The following is a 15,200-nucleotide window of genomic DNA, read 5'->3' on the forward strand; positions in this document are numbered from 1 at the left end:
GGGTTGCGCTGTCCACGGTAGGGCGGGTGCGGGCGGGTGGCGTTTGTCCGGGGCGTAGTGGTGTGGGTCGGGGGTTCGACGGAATGGCGGGGTGCCGGCGGTATCGGGTGCGAGGGGTGGCCGCCCCCGCGAGCGCCGGACAGGCCGGCCGGCTACTCCGGAGACGTCGCCTTCAGAGCCAGCCACAGCTCCATCCGGACGTCCGGGTCGTCCAGGGAGCGGCCGAGGATCTCCTCCACCCGGCGCATCCGGTACCGCAGGGTGTGCCGGTGCACTCCGAGGTCGGCCGCCGCCGCGTCCCACTGGCCGTGCCGGGACAGCCAGGCGCGCAGGGAGGCCACCAGGTCGCCCCGCCCGGTCGCGTCGTGCTCGCGCAGCGCCCGCAGCAGCCCGTCGGCGAAGGCACGCACCGCGTCGTCGGCGAGCAGCGGCAGCATCGACCCGGCGGCCAGCTGCTCGTGCTCCACGCAGACGCGTCCGCGCCGCCGCGCCACCGACAGCGCCTGTTCGGCCTGCTTGTAGGCGGCCGACGCGGCTATCGGCCCGGACGGCGCCGACAGCCCGACGACCAGCCCGTCCTCGTCACCGCCCGGCACGGGCTCCGGTACGGCCGCGGGACGTGCCGTCTCCAGCGCCGTCGCGTACTCGGTGCACGCGGCGACGGCCGCGCCCCCGTCCGCGGCGAGCACGACCAGCCGCTCCCCCTCGGGCACGACCAGCACCGCCTCGCCCGCGCGGGCGGCCGCCGACTCCACGACCTCGGCGAGCGCCCCCAGCGGGTCGCCGCCCGCCTCGGCGGCGGCCAGCGCGGCGGCCGACGGCTTGACGGCGGGCGGGCGCGGCGGCTGCCCGGCGTGCACGCGCGCGGCGGACGCGGACGCCGACTCGGCGACGATCATCCGGAAGGGCGCGTCCAGCAGGTCGCCGTACAGGTCCCCGGCGACCGCGCGCGCGTGGTCCGGCTCCCCGGCCAGCAGCATGCGCAGCACGGCCGCGCCGAGGCGCTGCTCGGCCTCGTGCAGGGACCGGGAGCGTTCGGTGGTGAGGGTCAGCAGGGCGATGGCCGAGTGCACCGCGTACCGTTCGGCGGTGCCCAGTGCCGCCGCCGTGCCGACGGCGAGCGCCGAGCGGGCCCTGCGGGACGTGCCGAGGGAGTGCAGCTCCACCCGGTCCTCGTAGTCCGGGCCGCCCACCACCGAGGAGGCCGGCGCGGGCCGCTCGCGCAGCCGCTGCACATCGGCCGTGAGCCGGGCGGCCCTGCGGCCCGCCCACTCCGGAGCCGTGGCGACGACGGCGCCGGAGGCGTCGTAGAGCGCCGCCCATCCGTCGACCTGGGAGGCCAGCGCGGCCAGCAGCCCCTCCGGTCCGTGTGCCAGCGCCTGCCGGGTCAGTTCCCGCTGGGCCGCGAACCCGGCGGTGACCGCCCGGTACTGGTCGGCGGCGATCGCGGCGGAGACGGCCTTGCTGATGGCGAGGAAGGGCGTGCGGCGCGGCACCTCAAGCAGCGGCAGGCCCTCCTTGCGGGCGGCGTCGACGAGCGCCTCGGGGATGTCCTCGTAGTTGACGCCGACGGCGAACCCGAGCCCGACCACCCCGGCGTCGACCAGCCGCTTCACGTACCGGCGCATCGCCTCGGGGTCCTCCGCGTCCAGCTTGAGCGCGGTGATCAGGAGCAGTTCCCCGCCCTCCATGTACGGGACGGGGTCGGCGAGCTCGCTGACGTGCGCCCAGCGGACGGGCACGTCGAGGTGGTCCTCGCCCGCGCGCACGGTCAGTTTGAGCGCGGAGTGGTGGACGAGCGAGGCGAGCGTGGGGGGCATGGGGCCTTCAGGTCTGCGTCAGGAGGCGAGCGGAACAACGAGTCGGGCGGGGTCGGTGTGATCTCTGTGAACCTCTGGCGATCATTCGACGATCCTTTGGCCGCCGCGTATGAACGACCTGTGTCGATTCTGCCTCACCGTATGGTCGTCCGGCGCCCGTATCCCGTGCTCGGCGACTGATCGATCCCGCGGAACACCGGCAGCGGCGGCTCATCCCCGCGGACACGCCCGCGGCGGCGGCTCATCCCCGCAGATCCACCAGCAGCGGCGGCGCGTGCTCCCCCTTCACCGTGGTCAGCGACAGCACCGCGTGCCCCGGCGGCACCGCGTGCGCCAGCTCGGACGCCGACCACCGCTCCCGCTCGACCTGCTTGGTCGTCACGGCGTCCGTGGTGACCGCCTTGCCGGTCACCAGCCTGCGCAGGGCGTGGATGGCCCGGGTCATCGGCTGGTCGGCGAAGACGGTGTGCTTGGCCACCTCCTTGGTCTCCACCCACTCGGTGCCCCAGGCGGCGGCGAACCGGCTGCCGTCCCACGTCGTGACCCCGGCGAGCGCCATGCGGCAGCCGACGGCCCCGAGCAGCGGGCCGTGCAGCGCCTCCGGAACGTCCGTGATCGAGCGGAGCGCGAGGACGACTCCCGCGTTCTGCGAGCGCAGCCGCTGAATGCGGCGCACCGACTCGGTGGTGACCGTGCCGGTGGCGTCGTCGAGAACCAGGCAGGCGAAGTGAGAACGCCGTCCCTCCCCTGCCACGGTGTGGAACTGGGCCAGGACCAGCCGGGTGATCAGCCGGGACGCCTCCTCGTGGCCGCGCTCGGGCAGGTCGATCCGCACCCGCAGCGGATGGTGGGCCACGGCACGCAGGGAGAAGGGCCGGCTGCCGGTGCCACCGGCACCGAAGAACTCGGCGAAGGCCGGCCGGTCGAGGAGCGCCAGCCGGTCGGCGAGGGCCGGGCCGACATCGGCCGCGCTCCCGGCCTGACGCATACGGGCGTCGAGCTCACGGCGCATCACGGCGTGCTCGTCGGCCGACAGCGCCGCCCGCAAGGATGCCAGCGCCCCCGGCGCCCCTTGCAGCAGCTCTCGCAGCACCGGCAGCGTCGGAAAGTGGCCGTGCACCGCCCGATAGGGGCCGAGCACCTGGGCGACGGCGGTGGCGGCGCTCTGGCCGGCGACGGAGTCGAGGTCACCGGCCAGTGCCTCGGCGAGGAAGGCGGCGGCCTCGTCGGGGTCGTCGGACTCCGCGTACGGATCGAGGTCGTGGACCGAGGCGCGGTCGCCGATCCGGACCACGACGTCGTACGCCGAGTCCGGGCCGAGCGCGGATCCGGCGGAGCAGACGGTGACGACCGCGCACCCGCCCGTGAGTGCCTGCAACGCGAGGGCCTCGGTGACCGGCCCGGTGACGTGCCGGGTCTTGCCGGATCCGGGCGGTCCCACCAGGAGCAGCGAGGTGCCGAGGGTCAGCGGATCGACGGCCGCGCCGGCGTCGTGGTAGGCACGCGGGGTCCGCTCCCCCGGCACCCATCGCCCGATGCGTACCTGTCCGTGGAGCAGATCGTGCCGCGCGGTGCGACCGGGCAGGTCGCGAGCCCCGGAGGGGTGGGTCCAGGCGGTGGCGCCGTGGCGCAGCACGGTGTCGGTGAAGGCGGCCAGGCGCGCCTGGCGCCGGGCCTCGGTGAAGGCCCGCTCGACGCGGGCGCAGTCCACGTCGTTCATCCGCCCGGCGGCCACCTCGGCGGCCAGCAGGTCGGCCGCCTCGTTCTGCCCGGCGTGCCGCAGCTCGGGCCACTGCGACCTGGGCAGGTCCGCCCCCGGCGGGGCGGCGGGGTCCCTCGCCGACCGGCGGCGGGCGGCGAGTTCCCTGGTGTACGCCCACCAGCCGCCGACCCGGGCGAACGGCCACACGATGAGGAGGGTGACGAGGGCGTACAGCGCGTTGGTGAACAGCTGGGAGGTGAACAGGCCGTAACCGCCCGAGACGAGGACCACGAGGGAGAACACCGGGTCGACGACCGGCAGCGCGTCCCAGCCGACGCCGGGGAAGGCGTCCGGGAAGACGAGGCTGAGCGCGATGAGGGCGCCCGCGGCGGCGAGCAGCGCCCTGGCCGGCTGCGGGCGGTGCCCCAGGAAGTGCCGGGCGACGTCGGGCCAGCTGCCCAGCCGTCCGACGGCGTAGACGAGGGCGGCGAAGGCCACGCCGTCGTAGACGACCAGGGCCTCCTGGCCTTCGGGCTGCTTCGGCGAGACGGTGCCGCCCCACCACCAGTCGTCCGGGGTGAACAGCTTCAGCGGGGCCCACTGGTAGGGCACGCTGCCCTGCCGCCACAGCGACCACAGGACCAGACCCACGGCCAGCGGGATCAGCAGACCGACGACCGTGATCGAGGGCAGCCGGTCCGGCGTCTGCGTACCTTTGGGCGGACGGTGACCGAAGCGCCAGATGCCGGGTCCCGCAGCCGGGCGAGGCGTGTCGAGCCACTGGGCGACGGCGGACCCCTGGGGCTGGGGCGGCGTCTGCGGGCCGTACGCGGCCGACGGGCCGGGAGGACGCCCCGGCCGCGGCGGCACCGCGGGCGCGTCCGGCGGCAGCGCGGGCACGCCCGGCGATGCCGAGGGCACGTCCGGCGGCACCGCCGGACGCGGCACAGGATTCGCGTGCGTACCCCGCGCGTCCCGGTTCCCGTCGCTGTCCATCGCCCTTGCCCCCTGACCAGCCGCTCCGTCCACCATCAGCGAGTCAATCTAACGCTCTCCCAGGGGGAGTTCACCGCTTACGCGGCCGGGCCCGTGTCGGCATGTCCACAGGTCGCTATGTCCATCGCGGACAACCGGCGCCCCCGACAACGCCCACATGGAGCATGCCCACCCCCCTCTCCCGGTCCTAGCCTGCGAAAAAGAAGGCAAGCGTCCGAAAGACCCCCAGGAGTCCCCCATGACCGCACTTCCGCAGGAGCGCCGCGTCGTCACCGCCATCCCCGGCCCGAAGTCGCAGGAGCTGCAGGCCCGCCGGACCGCCGCGGTCGCGCAGGGCGTGGGCTCCACGCTGCCGGTCTTCGTCACGCGCGCCGGCGGCGGCATCATCGAGGACGTCGACGGCAACCGCATCATCGACTTCGGCTCCGGCATCGCGGTGACCTCCGTCGGCGCCTCCGCCGAGGCGGTCGTACGCAAGGCGTCCGCGCAGCTCGCCGACTTCACCCACACCTGTTTCATGGTGACGCCGTACGAGGGCTACGTCGCCGTCGCCGAGGCGCTGGCCGAGCTGACCCCGGGCGACCACGCCAAGAAGTCGGCGCTGTTCAACAGCGGTGCCGAGGCCGTCGAGAACGCCGTCAAGATCGCCCGCGCCTACACCAAGCGCCAGGCCGTCGTCGTCTTCGACCACGGCTACCACGGCCGGACCAACCTCACCATGGCCCTGACCGCGAAGAACATGCCGTACAAGCACGGCTTCGGTCCCTTCGCGCCCGAGGTCTACCGCGTCCCGGTCGCCTACGGCTACCGCTGGCCGACCGGTGCGGAGAACGCCGGCCCGGAGGCCGCCGCCCAGGCCATCGACCAGATCACCAAGCAGGTCGGCGCCGACAACGTGGCCGCGATCATCATCGAGCCGGTGCTCGGCGAAGGCGGCTTCATCGAGCCGGCCAAGGGCTTCCTGCCGGCGATCCGCCAGTTCGCCTCCGACAACGGCATCGTCTTCGTCGCCGACGAGATCCAGTCCGGCTTCTGCCGCACCGGCCAGTGGTTCGCCTGCGAGGACGAGGGCATCGTCCCGGACCTGATCACCACCGCCAAGGGCATCGCGGGCGGTCTGCCGCTCGCCGCCGTCACCGGCCGCGCCGAGATCATGGACGCCGCGCACGCCGGCGGCCTCGGCGGCACCTACGGCGGCAACCCGGTGGCCTGCGCGGGCGCGCTCGGCGCCATCGAGACCATGAAGGAGCTCGACCTCAACGCCAAGGCGAAGAACATCGAGGCCGTCATGAAGGCCCGGCTGGCCGCCATGGCCGAGAAGTTCGACATCATCGGCGACGTCCGGGGCCGCGGCGCCATGATCGCCATCGAGCTGGTCAAGGACCGCGCCACCAAGGAGCCGAACCCCGAGGCGACCGCCGCGCTGGCCAAGGCCTGCCACGCCGAGGGCCTGCTGGTCCTGACCTGTGGCACCTACGGCAACGTGCTGCGCTTCCTGCCGCCGCTCGTCATCGGCGAGGACCTGCTGAACGAGGGCCTCGACATCATCGAGCAGGCTTTCTCGCGCATCTGAGCGAGGTGTGCGCACGCCTGGCGGAGTGAGCGTCAGAGCATGTGAAGAAGGTGTGCGGGGTGGATGACAGGAGGCCGATGCCCCTGTCGTCCGCCCACCCCCTGCCGTAGGTTCTACGCAGATGAGAGAAACACCCCGCTCACAGGGGACTGTGAGCGGCCTCAGGCCGGGGCCTCCCCAGCTTCGACCTGGTCGTGCCTCGCGCACACAACCGGAGCCCGTGGGTTCCGGATCTCCTCACCGATCGGACGGTCGCTCGCCCCAAACCCCCCGGGGCGCGCGACGTTCCGGTCAGGACGGTCGGCTCGGCATCCGGGACGGCGGTTCACCGAAGGGCCGGCGCACTCCCCCCCTTGCGCCGGCCCTTCGGTGTTCCTGCCAAGCTGTGCGGCATGCTGCTGCTCGGGCTTCCCGTCCTCCTCTTCGCACTGATCACCTGGCAGGTCGTCGCCGACGGCCCGCTGGTGGGCGCGGACGAGCGGCTGAGCAGGGCGCTCGTCCATCCCGACGGGGCCTCCGAACTGCTCGCCGACCTCGGCAACGTCCAGGTCGCCGTGCCCGTCCTCGCGGTCGCGCTGGCCTGCGCCGCACGGCACGGCCGTGCCACAGGTACGGACCGCTGGTGGCTGCCGCCCGTCGCCGCGGCCGTGGCGATGCTTCTGGTGCCGGCGCTGGTCGCGCCCCTGAAGGAGTGGACCGACCGCCCCGGCACCCCGGCCGTGCCTCCGGCGGTCGGCTACTACCCCTCCGGCCACACCGCCACCGCGGTCGTGGCGTACGGCGCGGCGACGCTGCTCCTCCTTCCGCTGCTGGGCTCGGCGGTCCTCCGGCGTGCGCTGGTCCTGCTCTGCGCCGCCCTCGTGCTCGGTGTCTCCTTCGGCCTGGTGCGCCGGGGCTACCACTGGCCGCTGGACGTGGTGGCCAGCTGGTGCCTGGGGGCGGTGCTGCTGGTCTGCCTCTCGCTGGTGGTCAGCCGAAGTACGCGTCGAAGTTCCGCTGGAACTCCCAGCCGCCGTACCGGTCCCAGTTGATCGACCAGGTCATCAGGCCGCGCAGCGCGGGCCAGGTGCCGTGCGTGGCGTACGAACCGCAGTCGGTCTTCTTGGTCAGGCAGTTGAGGGTCTTGGTGACCTCGGCCGGGGAGACGTGGCCGTTGCCCGCGTTGGTGGAGGCCGGCATGCCGATCGCCACCTGGTCCGGGCGCAGCGGCGGGAAGACGTTGTTCGCGTCGCCCGCGACCGGGAAGCCGGTGAGCAGCATGTCGGTCATGGCGATGTGGAAGTCGGCGCCGCCCATGGAGTGGTACTGGTTGTCCAGGCCCATGATCGGGCCGGAGTTGTAGTCCTGGACGTGGAGCAGGGTCAGGTCGTCGCGCAGGGCGTGGATGACCGGCAGGTAGGCCCCGGCGCGCGGGTCCTGGCCGCCCCACTTGCCCGTGCCGTAGTACTGGTAGCCGAGCTGGACGAAGAAGGTCTCCGGGGCCATCGTCAGCACGAAGTCGTCGCCGTACTTGGCCTTGAGGGTCTTCAGGGCCGAGATCAGGTTGACGATCACCGGGGTCTTCGGGTTCTTGAAGTCCGTGTCGTCGGCGTTCAGGGAGAGCGAGTGGCCCTCGAAGTCGATGTCCAGGCCGTCGAGGCCGTACTCGTCGATGATCTTCGAGACGGAGGAGACGAAGGTGTCCCGGGCCGCGGCCGTGGTGAGCTGCACCTGGCCGTTCTGGCCGCCGATGGAGATCAGCACCTTCTTGCCGGCCGCCTGCTTGGCCTTGATCGCCGCCTTGAACTCGGCGTCGCTCTCCACGTTCGGGCACTCCGAGACGGGACAGCGCTCGAACCGGATGTCGCCGGAGGTGACCGAGGTCGGCTCGCCGAAGGCCAGGTCGATGACGTCCCAGCTGTCGGGGACGTCGGCCATGCGGGTGTAGCCGGAGCCGTTGGCGAAGCTCGCGTGGAGGTAGCCGACCAGGGCGTGGGCCGGCAGGCCGGGGTCGCCGCCCGGGCCCTCGGCGGTGGTGGCCGTGACGGTGGCCGACCGCGCGGACTCCCCGGCGTCGTTGACCGCCGTGACCTGGAAGGCGTACGCCGTCGACGGGGTCAGGCCGGTGACGGTGGTGGAGGTGCCGGTGACCGTCCGGATCCTGGTGCCGTCGCGGTAGACGGCGTAGCCGGTCGCGCCCGGCACCGGTGACCAGGACAGGGCGACGCTGGAGGAGGTGACGGTGCCGGTCCTCAGCCCCTCGGGGGCCGCCGGCGGCTGTCCCGTCTCCCCGCCCGGGCCGGTCAGCGAGATGTCGTCGGCGTGGTAGGCGCCGGTGCCGTACCAGCCGTGGGTGTAGACCGTCACCTTGGTGGTGTTCGGGCCGGTGCGGAAGGTGGTGGTGAGCTGCTGCCAGTCGGGGGCGGACTGGGCCCAGGTGGAGACGTCGGTGGTGCCGGTGCCGCTCGCACCGAGGTACACGTAGGTGCCGCGGACGTGGCCGGACAGCGTGTACTGGGAGTCCGGTCGCACCGTCACCGTCTGCGCGCAGCGGGCGTTGTCGGCGCCGGCCGGCGTCGCCTTCAGGGCCGCGGTGCCGCTGCGGACGGGTGAGGTCACGGTCGTACCCGCCATGCAGGTCCAGCCGTCGAGGCCGGACTCGAAGCCGCCGTTCCTGACGAGGTCCGCGTCGGCCGCACGGGCGGCCGACGAGAGCGCGGTCATTCCGGGTACGGCGAGGGCCGTGGCGGTGAGCAGCGCGAGCAGAGGGCGACGGACGAGCGGTCTGGAGCGTTCCACAAGTGCCTCCGGACATGGGGGAGATGGGGAGGGTGGAGCGCGCCCAACTTGGTCCAGACCAATTCGGTTGTCAAGCCCTCGCGCGGCTCACGGCCCGTCCTCCCCCGCCGCGCGCCCCGCCGCCGCCTCGTGCATCGCCAGTTCGAGCAGCGCCGGATCGGTGAGGGTGCCGGACCCGTCCGGCGGGACCAGCCAGCGGACCGCGCCGGACGGCGGCCGCCCGGGGTGCGGCACCACGATCCAGGTGCCGGGCCCGGCCGCGCGGACCCCGGTGCCCACCCAGCGGGCCGCGGTGCCCGGCGGCACGAAGAAACCCGTGCACGCCTCGCCGAAGTCGGCGAGCACCGGCCCGGGCCGGTCCAGGACGCGGGACAGGACGTCGAGGGTGGGGCGGCCGAGCGCGTGCGGCACGATGAGCACGTCCCACGCCTTGCCGGCGGGCAGCAGGGTGAACCCCAGGGGGTTGCGCTCCCACTCCCGCAGACAGGGACCCGGATCCGGTGCGACCGATGCCAGCCACTCGACCGCCGTCTTCCCGGACATGAGGAGACCTCCCTTGTCGCTCGTGGACGCGGGCTGCGTCACGAGGGAGAGGGAGGTCTCCCGGCCGTCATTACGCGGGTCGCGGCGCCCCGTTGAGGTGACTCGGGTCACACCGCGTCGTCGCGGGGGTCAGCTGTCGAAGCCGAGGCCCAGCCTGTCCATCGCCCGCAGCCACAGGTTGCGCCGGCCGTCGTGCTCGTCCGCGCGGGCCAGCGACCACTTGGTGAGGGCGATGCCGGTCCAGGCGAAGGGCTCGGGCGGGAACGGCAGCGGCTTCTTGCGGACCATCTCCAGTTCGGTGCGCTCGGTGCGCTCCCCTGCCAGCAGGTCCAGCATCACCTCGGCGCCGAACCGGGTCGCGCCCACGCCCAGGCCGGTGTACCCGGCGGCGTAGGCGACGCGGCCCCGGTGGGCGGTGCCGAAGAACGCCGAGAAGCGGGAGCAGGTGTCGATCGCGCCACCCCACGCGTGCGTGAAGCGGACGCCCTCCAGCTGGGGGAAGCAGGTGAAGAAGTGCCGCGCGAGCTTGGCGTAGGTCTCCGGGCGGTCGTCGTACTCGGCGCGGACCCGGCCGCCGTAGGGGTAGATGGCGTCGTAGCCGCCCCACAGGATGCGGTTGTCGGCGGAGAGCCGGAAGTAGTGGAACTGGTTGGCCGAGTCGCCGAGTCCCTGGCGGTTCTTCCAGCCGATGGAGGCCAGTTGCCCGGCGGTGAGCGGTTCGGTCATCAGGGCGTAGTCGTACACCGGGACGGTGTAGGAGCGGACGCGCCGGACCAGGTTCGGGAAGATGTTCGTGCCGAGCGCGACCGTGCGGGCGCGGATCCCGCCGTAGGGGGTGCGTACGGCCATGCCGGCGCCGTACGGCCGCAGGGTCAGCGCGGGGGTGTGCTCGTAGAGGCGGACTCCCAGGCCGAGACAGACGCGCTTGAGGCCCCAGGCGAGCCTGGCCGGGTTCACCATGGCCACGCCCCTGCGGTCGTGCAGACCCGCCCGGAAGGTCGGGGAGTCGACCTGCTCCCGCACCGCCTCCGCGTCCAGGTACTCGATGCCGTCGGCGAGGCCCCGGCGGCGGATCTCCTCGTACCAGTCCTTCAGTTCCCGGGCCTGGTAGGGCTCGGTGGCGACGTCGATCTCGCCGGTGCGTTCGAAGTCGCAGTCGAGGGAGTGGCGGGCGACCGCCGCCTCGATCGCGTCGAGGTTGCGGACGCCCAGTTCCTCCAGCTTGTGGATCTCCTCCGGCCAGCGGGTGAGCCCGTTGGACAGGCCGTGGGTGAGGGAGGCGGCGCAGAACCCGCCGTTGCGGCCGGAGGCGGCCCAGCCCACCTCGCGGCCCTCCACGAGCACCACGTCCCGCTGCGGGTCGCGCTCCTTGGCGATCAGCGCGGTCCACAGCCCGCTGTAGCCGCCGCCCACGACCAGCAGGTCGCAGGTCTCCGCGCCGGTGAGGGCGGGCTCGGGGCGGGGCCGTGCGGGGTCGTCCAGCCAGTACGGGACCGGCTGGGCCTCGGAGAGGGATTTCGTCCAGTCGTTGCTGCGGCTCATGGCTCTCGGGGCCATGATTTCAACTCCCTACGAATGCGATACGCAGTGCCATTACGCCTTGCGGCGATTTCGGCGGTTGCCGATGACCATGGAGGCCAGGACGAACAGTACGGCGACGACGAACATGGCCGTACCGATGACGTTGATCTGAACGGGCGTTCCGCGCTGGGCCGAACCCCAGACGAACATCGGGAAGGTGACGGTCGAGCCCGCGTTGAAATTGGTGATGATGAAATCGTCGAAGGAGAGCGCGAAGGCGAGCAGCGCCCCGGCGGCGATCCCGGGGGCCGCGATGGGCAGCGTGACCCGGACGAACGTCTGGAAGGGACCGGCGTACAGGTCCTGTGCCGCCTGCTCCAGCCTCGGGTCCATCGACATCACGCGCGCCTTGACGGCGGTCACGACGAAGCTGAGGCAGAACATGATGTGGGCGATGAGGACCGTCCAGAAGCCCAGCTCGGCGCCCATGTTGAGGAACAGGGTGAGCAGCGAGGCGGCCATGACCACCTCGGGCATCGCCATCGGCAGGAAGATCAGCGAGTTGACGGCGCCGCGGGCGCGGAAGCGGTAGCGCACCAGCGCGAAGGCGATCGCCGTGCCGAGGGCCGTGGCGCCCAGCGTCGCCCAGAAGGCGATCTGGAGGCTGAGCGAGAGCGAGCCGCACATGTCGGCGACACCGCACGGGTCCTTCCAGGCGTCCGTCGAGAACTGCTGCCATTCGTAGTTGAAACGCCCGTTGGGTTTGTTGAACGAGAACACCGTGACGATGACGTTCGGCAGCAGCAGATAAGCGAGCGTCAGCAGTCCGGCGATCACGACCAGATTGCGCTTGAGCCAGTTGACGAAGGTCATTTAAACCAGATCCTCCGTGCCGGACTTGCGGATGTAGACCGTGACCATGGCGAGGATCGCGGCCATGAGGATGAAGGAGAGCGCCGCGGCCGTCGGATAGTCCAGCACGCGCAGGAACTGGGACTGGATCACGTTGCCGATCATGCCGGTGTCGGCCGAGCCCAGCAGGGAGGCGTTGACGTAGTCGCCGGTGGCCGGGATGAAGGTGAGCAGCGTGCCGGAGACCACGCCGGGCATCGACAGCGGGAAGGTCACCTTGCGGAAGGTCGTGAAGGGCCTCGCGTACAGGTCCCCCGCCGCCTCGTGGAGCCGTCCGTCGATGCGCTCCAGGGAGGTGTACAGCGGCAGGATCATGAAGGGGAGGAAGTTGTACGTCAGACCGCAGACCACGGCCAGCGGGGTGGCCAGCACCCGGTCGCCGGCGGTCCAGCCGAGCCAACTGGTGACGTCCAGGACGTGCAGCGTGTTGAGGGCGCCGACGACCGGGCCGCCGTCCGCGAGGATCGTCTTCCAGGCCAGGGTGCGGATCAGGAAGCTGGTGAAGAACGGCGCGATCACCAGGATCATGATCAGGTTGCGCCAGCGGCCGGCCCGGAACGCGATCAGGTAGGCCAGCGGGTAGCCGAGCAGCAGGCACAGGACGGTGGCGGAGGCGGCGTAGGCGACCGAGCGCAGGAACTGCGGCCAGTACTCGGACAGGGCGTCCCAGTAGGTCGCGAAGTGCCAGGTGACCTTGTAGCCCTCCTCCAGGGAGCCCGTCTGCACGGACGTGGAGGCCTGGTAGATCATCGGCAGCGCGAAGAAGACGACCAGCCACAGGATGCCGGGCAGCAACAGCCAGTACGGCGTCAGGCGGCCGCGTCTGCGCGGGGGCTTCTTCTCCGGTGCGGCCGGGGCGAGGGGCGGTGGCGCCTCGGTGAGCGTCGACATCAGGCCGCCTCCTCCTCGGCCACGCCCGCGTCGATGTCCTGGGCCGCGTCCAGGCCGAAGGTGTGCGCCGGGTTCCAGTGCAGGACGACGTCGGCGCCGGGCACCAGCCGGGGGTCGCGGTCGATGTTCTGGACGTAGACCTCGAACCCGGGGCAGGCCGCGCAGTCGACGACGTACTGCGTGGAGACGCCGATGAAGCTCGTGTTGGCGATCTTGCCGGTGATGCGGTTGCGTCCCTCGGGGACGGTCCCGGCCTCGTCCGCGTGCGTCAGGCCGATCTTCTCCGGGCGCACGCCGACCAGCACCTTGCCGCCGGTCGTCGTCGCGGCGGAACACCGCTCGGCCGGCAGGACCAGCTTGTCGCCGGCCGCCTTCACCACGATGTCGTCGCCGCTCGTGGAGTCGACCTCGGCCTCGATGAGGTTGGAGGTGCCCAGGAAGTTGGCGACGAAGGTGGTCCGCGGGTTCTCGTACAGGTCGGCGGGCGCGCCCAGTTGTTCGACGCGGCCCCCGTTCATCACGGCGACCGTGTCGGCCATCGTCATGGCCTCCTCCTGGTCGTGCGTGACGTGCACGAAGGTGATGCCGACCTCCGTCTGGATGCGCTTGAGCTCCAGCTGCATCTGGCGGCGCAGCTTCAGGTCCAGCGCGCCGAGCGGTTCGTCCAGGAGCAGCACCTTGGGGTGGTTGATCAGCGCGCGGGCGACCGCGACGCGCTGTTGCTGGCCGCCGGAGAGCTGGTGCGGCTTCTTGCGGGCCTGCTCGCCGAGCTGGACGAGGTCGAGCATCTCCTCGACCTGCTTCTTCACGCTCTTGATGCCGCGCCGGCGCAGGCCGAAGGCGACGTTCTCGAAGATGTCCAGGTGCGGGAAGAGGGCGTAGGACTGGAAGACGGTGTTCACCGGCCGTTTGTACGGCGGGAGCGCCGTGACGTCCTGGTCGCCGAGGTGGACCGTGCCCGTGCTGGGCTCCTCCAGCCCGGCGATCATGCGCAGGGTCGTGGTCTTGCCGCAGCCGGAGGCGCCGAGCAGGGCGAAGAAGGAACCCTGGGGCACGGTGAGGTCGAGCGGGTGCACGGCGGTGAAGGAGCCGTAGGTCTTGCTGATGCCGGAGAGGCGGACGTCGCCGCCGCGGTCCGTCGCGTCTGTCGTCTTCATCGTCGTCACGCCCCAGTGAGCTTCGCGAACTTCTCTTCGTAGGCCGTCTCTTCCTTCGAGCTCAGGGAGCGGAAGGCATGGGACTGGGCCTGCATGGCCTTGTCGGGAATGATCAGCGGGTTGTTCGCCGCGTCCTCGTCGATCTTCGCAAGCTCCGCCCGTACGCCCTCGACGGGACAGACGTAGTTGATGTAGGCGGCGAGTTCGGCGGCCGGGCCGGGCTCGTAGTAGTAGTCGATGAGCCGCTCGGCGTTCTCCTTGTGCCGGGCCTTGTTGGGGATCAGCATGCTGTCGCTCGACGTGATGTAGCCGCTGTCCGGGATGAGGAAGTCGACGTCCGGGCTGTCCGCCTTGAGCTGGACCACGTCACCGGCCCAGGCCAGACAGGCCGCGAAGTCGCCCTTGGTGAGGTCGGAGGTGTAGTCGTTCCCGGTGAAGCGGCGTATCTGGCCGCTGTCGACGGCCTTCTGCAGCCGGGCGATCGCCGCGTCGTAGTCGTCGTCGGAGAAGCGGCCCGGGTCCTTGCCCATGTCGAGCAGCGTCATGCCGATGCTGTCGCGCATCTCGGTGAGGAAGCCGACACGCCCCTTGAGCTTCGGGTTGTCGAGCAGGTCGGAGACCGACGTCACCTCGATGCCGTCCAGGGCCTTCTTGTTGTAGGCGATGACGGTCGAGATGCCCTGCCAGGGGTACGAGTAGGCGCGGCCGGGGTCCCAGTCGGGGCTGCGGAACTGCTGCGACAGGTTGGCGAAGGCGTGCGGCAGGTTGGACGGGTCCAGCTTCTGGACCCAGCCCAGACGGATCAGGCGGGCGGCCAGCCAGTCGGTGAGCACGACGATGTCGCGGCCGGTGTCCTGGCCGGCGGCGAGCTGCGGCTGGATCTTGCCGAAGAACTCGTTGTTGTCGTTGATGTCCTCGGTGTACTTGACCTTGATCCCGGTCCGCTTGGTGAACGCCTCCAGCGTCGGATGCCGCTTGCCGCTGTCGTCGACGTCCATGTACTCGGTCCAGTTGGAGAAGTTGACCTCCTTCTCCTTCGCCGAGTGGTCCTCGGCGGACGTGCCGCCCTCGGTCTTGCCCGCCGCGGGGATGCCGCAGGCGCTCAGCGCCCCGAGTCCGCCGACCGCGAGCGCGCCCCCGGCGGAGGCGCGCAGCAGCGAGCGCCGGGTGAGGGCGGCCCTGCCGTTCCTGAAGCTGCGCCGCATGGCGGCCACTTGGGCCGGGGACAGGCGGTCGGGCTCGTACTGCTCCATGCGCGTGGTTGCCCTTTCGGGTGGGTCGGCCGTGGTCGGCGGCCTGTGGTGATG

General features: G+C 71.8%; 11 protein-coding genes. 2 read left to right on the forward strand and 9 right to left on the reverse strand.

The window, feature by feature from the left end:
• Positions 1-152: 152 nt before the first annotated feature.
• On the reverse strand, positions 153-1,820 hold the full coding sequence (locus tag H0H10_RS34040; protein WP_188185048.1) for a PucR family transcriptional regulator: 1,668 nt from the start codon (positions 1,818-1,820) through the stop codon (positions 153-155).
• Positions 1,821-2,061: 241 nt separating this feature from the next.
• On the reverse strand, positions 2,062-4,518 hold the full coding sequence (locus tag H0H10_RS34045) for a type IV secretory system conjugative DNA transfer family protein (RefSeq protein ID WP_188185049.1): 2,457 nt from the start codon (positions 4,516-4,518) through the stop codon (positions 2,062-2,064).
• Positions 4,519-4,756: 238 nt separating this feature from the next.
• On the opposite strand from H0H10_RS34045, the gene gabT reads away from it, so the two are divergent.
• Both gabT and H0H10_RS34055 read left to right on the forward strand, forming a co-directional pair.
• A complete protein-coding gene (gene gabT, locus H0H10_RS34050) occupies positions 4,757-6,091 on the forward strand; it encodes a 4-aminobutyrate--2-oxoglutarate transaminase (RefSeq protein WP_188185050.1) in 1,335 nt (444 codons plus the stop codon).
• 392 nt (positions 6,092-6,483) lie between these two features.
• Positions 6,484-7,122 (forward strand): phosphatase PAP2 family protein, encoded by a 639-nt coding sequence (locus H0H10_RS34055; protein ID WP_188185051.1) that lies wholly within the window; start codon positions 6,484-6,486, stop codon positions 7,120-7,122.
• Here H0H10_RS34055 and H0H10_RS34060 read toward each other — a convergent pair.
• The 7 genes from H0H10_RS34060 to H0H10_RS34090 all read right to left on the reverse strand — a co-directional run bounded on the left by H0H10_RS34060 (position 7,061) and on the right by H0H10_RS34090 (position 15,146).
• Positions 7,061-8,869 carry a chitinase gene (locus H0H10_RS34060; protein ID WP_188185052.1) on the reverse strand — a complete coding sequence of 603 codons (1,809 nt, stop codon included), beginning with the start codon at positions 8,867-8,869 and terminating at the stop codon, positions 7,061-7,063. The two genes, H0H10_RS34055 and H0H10_RS34060, sit on opposite strands and share 62 nt — an antisense overlap.
• A gap of 87 nt (positions 8,870-8,956) precedes the next feature.
• Positions 8,957-9,412, reverse strand: a complete 456-nt coding sequence (locus tag H0H10_RS34065) for a hypothetical protein (protein WP_188185053.1) — start codon at positions 9,410-9,412, stop codon at positions 8,957-8,959.
• A gap of 129 nt (positions 9,413-9,541) precedes the next feature.
• Positions 9,542-10,969 carry an NAD(P)/FAD-dependent oxidoreductase gene (locus tag H0H10_RS34070; protein WP_188185054.1) on the reverse strand — a complete coding sequence of 476 codons (1,428 nt, stop codon included), beginning with the start codon at positions 10,967-10,969 and terminating at the stop codon, positions 9,542-9,544.
• 36 nt (positions 10,970-11,005) lie between these two features.
• On the reverse strand, positions 11,006-11,806 hold the full coding sequence (locus H0H10_RS34075; RefSeq protein WP_188185055.1) for an ABC transporter permease: 801 nt from the start codon (positions 11,804-11,806) through the stop codon (positions 11,006-11,008).
• Entirely contained in the window at positions 11,807-12,736 is a 930-nt protein-coding gene (locus tag H0H10_RS34080; RefSeq protein ID WP_188185056.1) for an ABC transporter permease, read from the reverse strand. It abuts the gene before it with no gap.
• Positions 12,736-13,893: an ABC transporter ATP-binding protein gene (locus tag H0H10_RS34085; protein ID WP_188185057.1), complete on the reverse strand. Its 1,158-nt coding sequence runs from the start codon at positions 13,891-13,893 to the stop codon at positions 12,736-12,738. The genes H0H10_RS34080 and H0H10_RS34085 overlap by 1 nt, the downstream gene beginning before the upstream one ends.
• A gap of 5 nt (positions 13,894-13,898) precedes the next feature.
• Positions 13,899-15,146, reverse strand: a complete 1,248-nt coding sequence (locus H0H10_RS34090; RefSeq protein WP_188185058.1) for a polyamine ABC transporter substrate-binding protein — start codon at positions 15,144-15,146, stop codon at positions 13,899-13,901.
• Between the last annotated feature and the right edge of the window lie 54 nt (positions 15,147-15,200).

The sequence above is a fragment of the Streptomyces griseicoloratus genome (assembly GCF_014534645.1).
GTDB classification, from domain to species: Bacteria; Actinomycetota; Actinomycetes; order Streptomycetales; family Streptomycetaceae; genus Streptomyces; species Streptomyces griseicoloratus.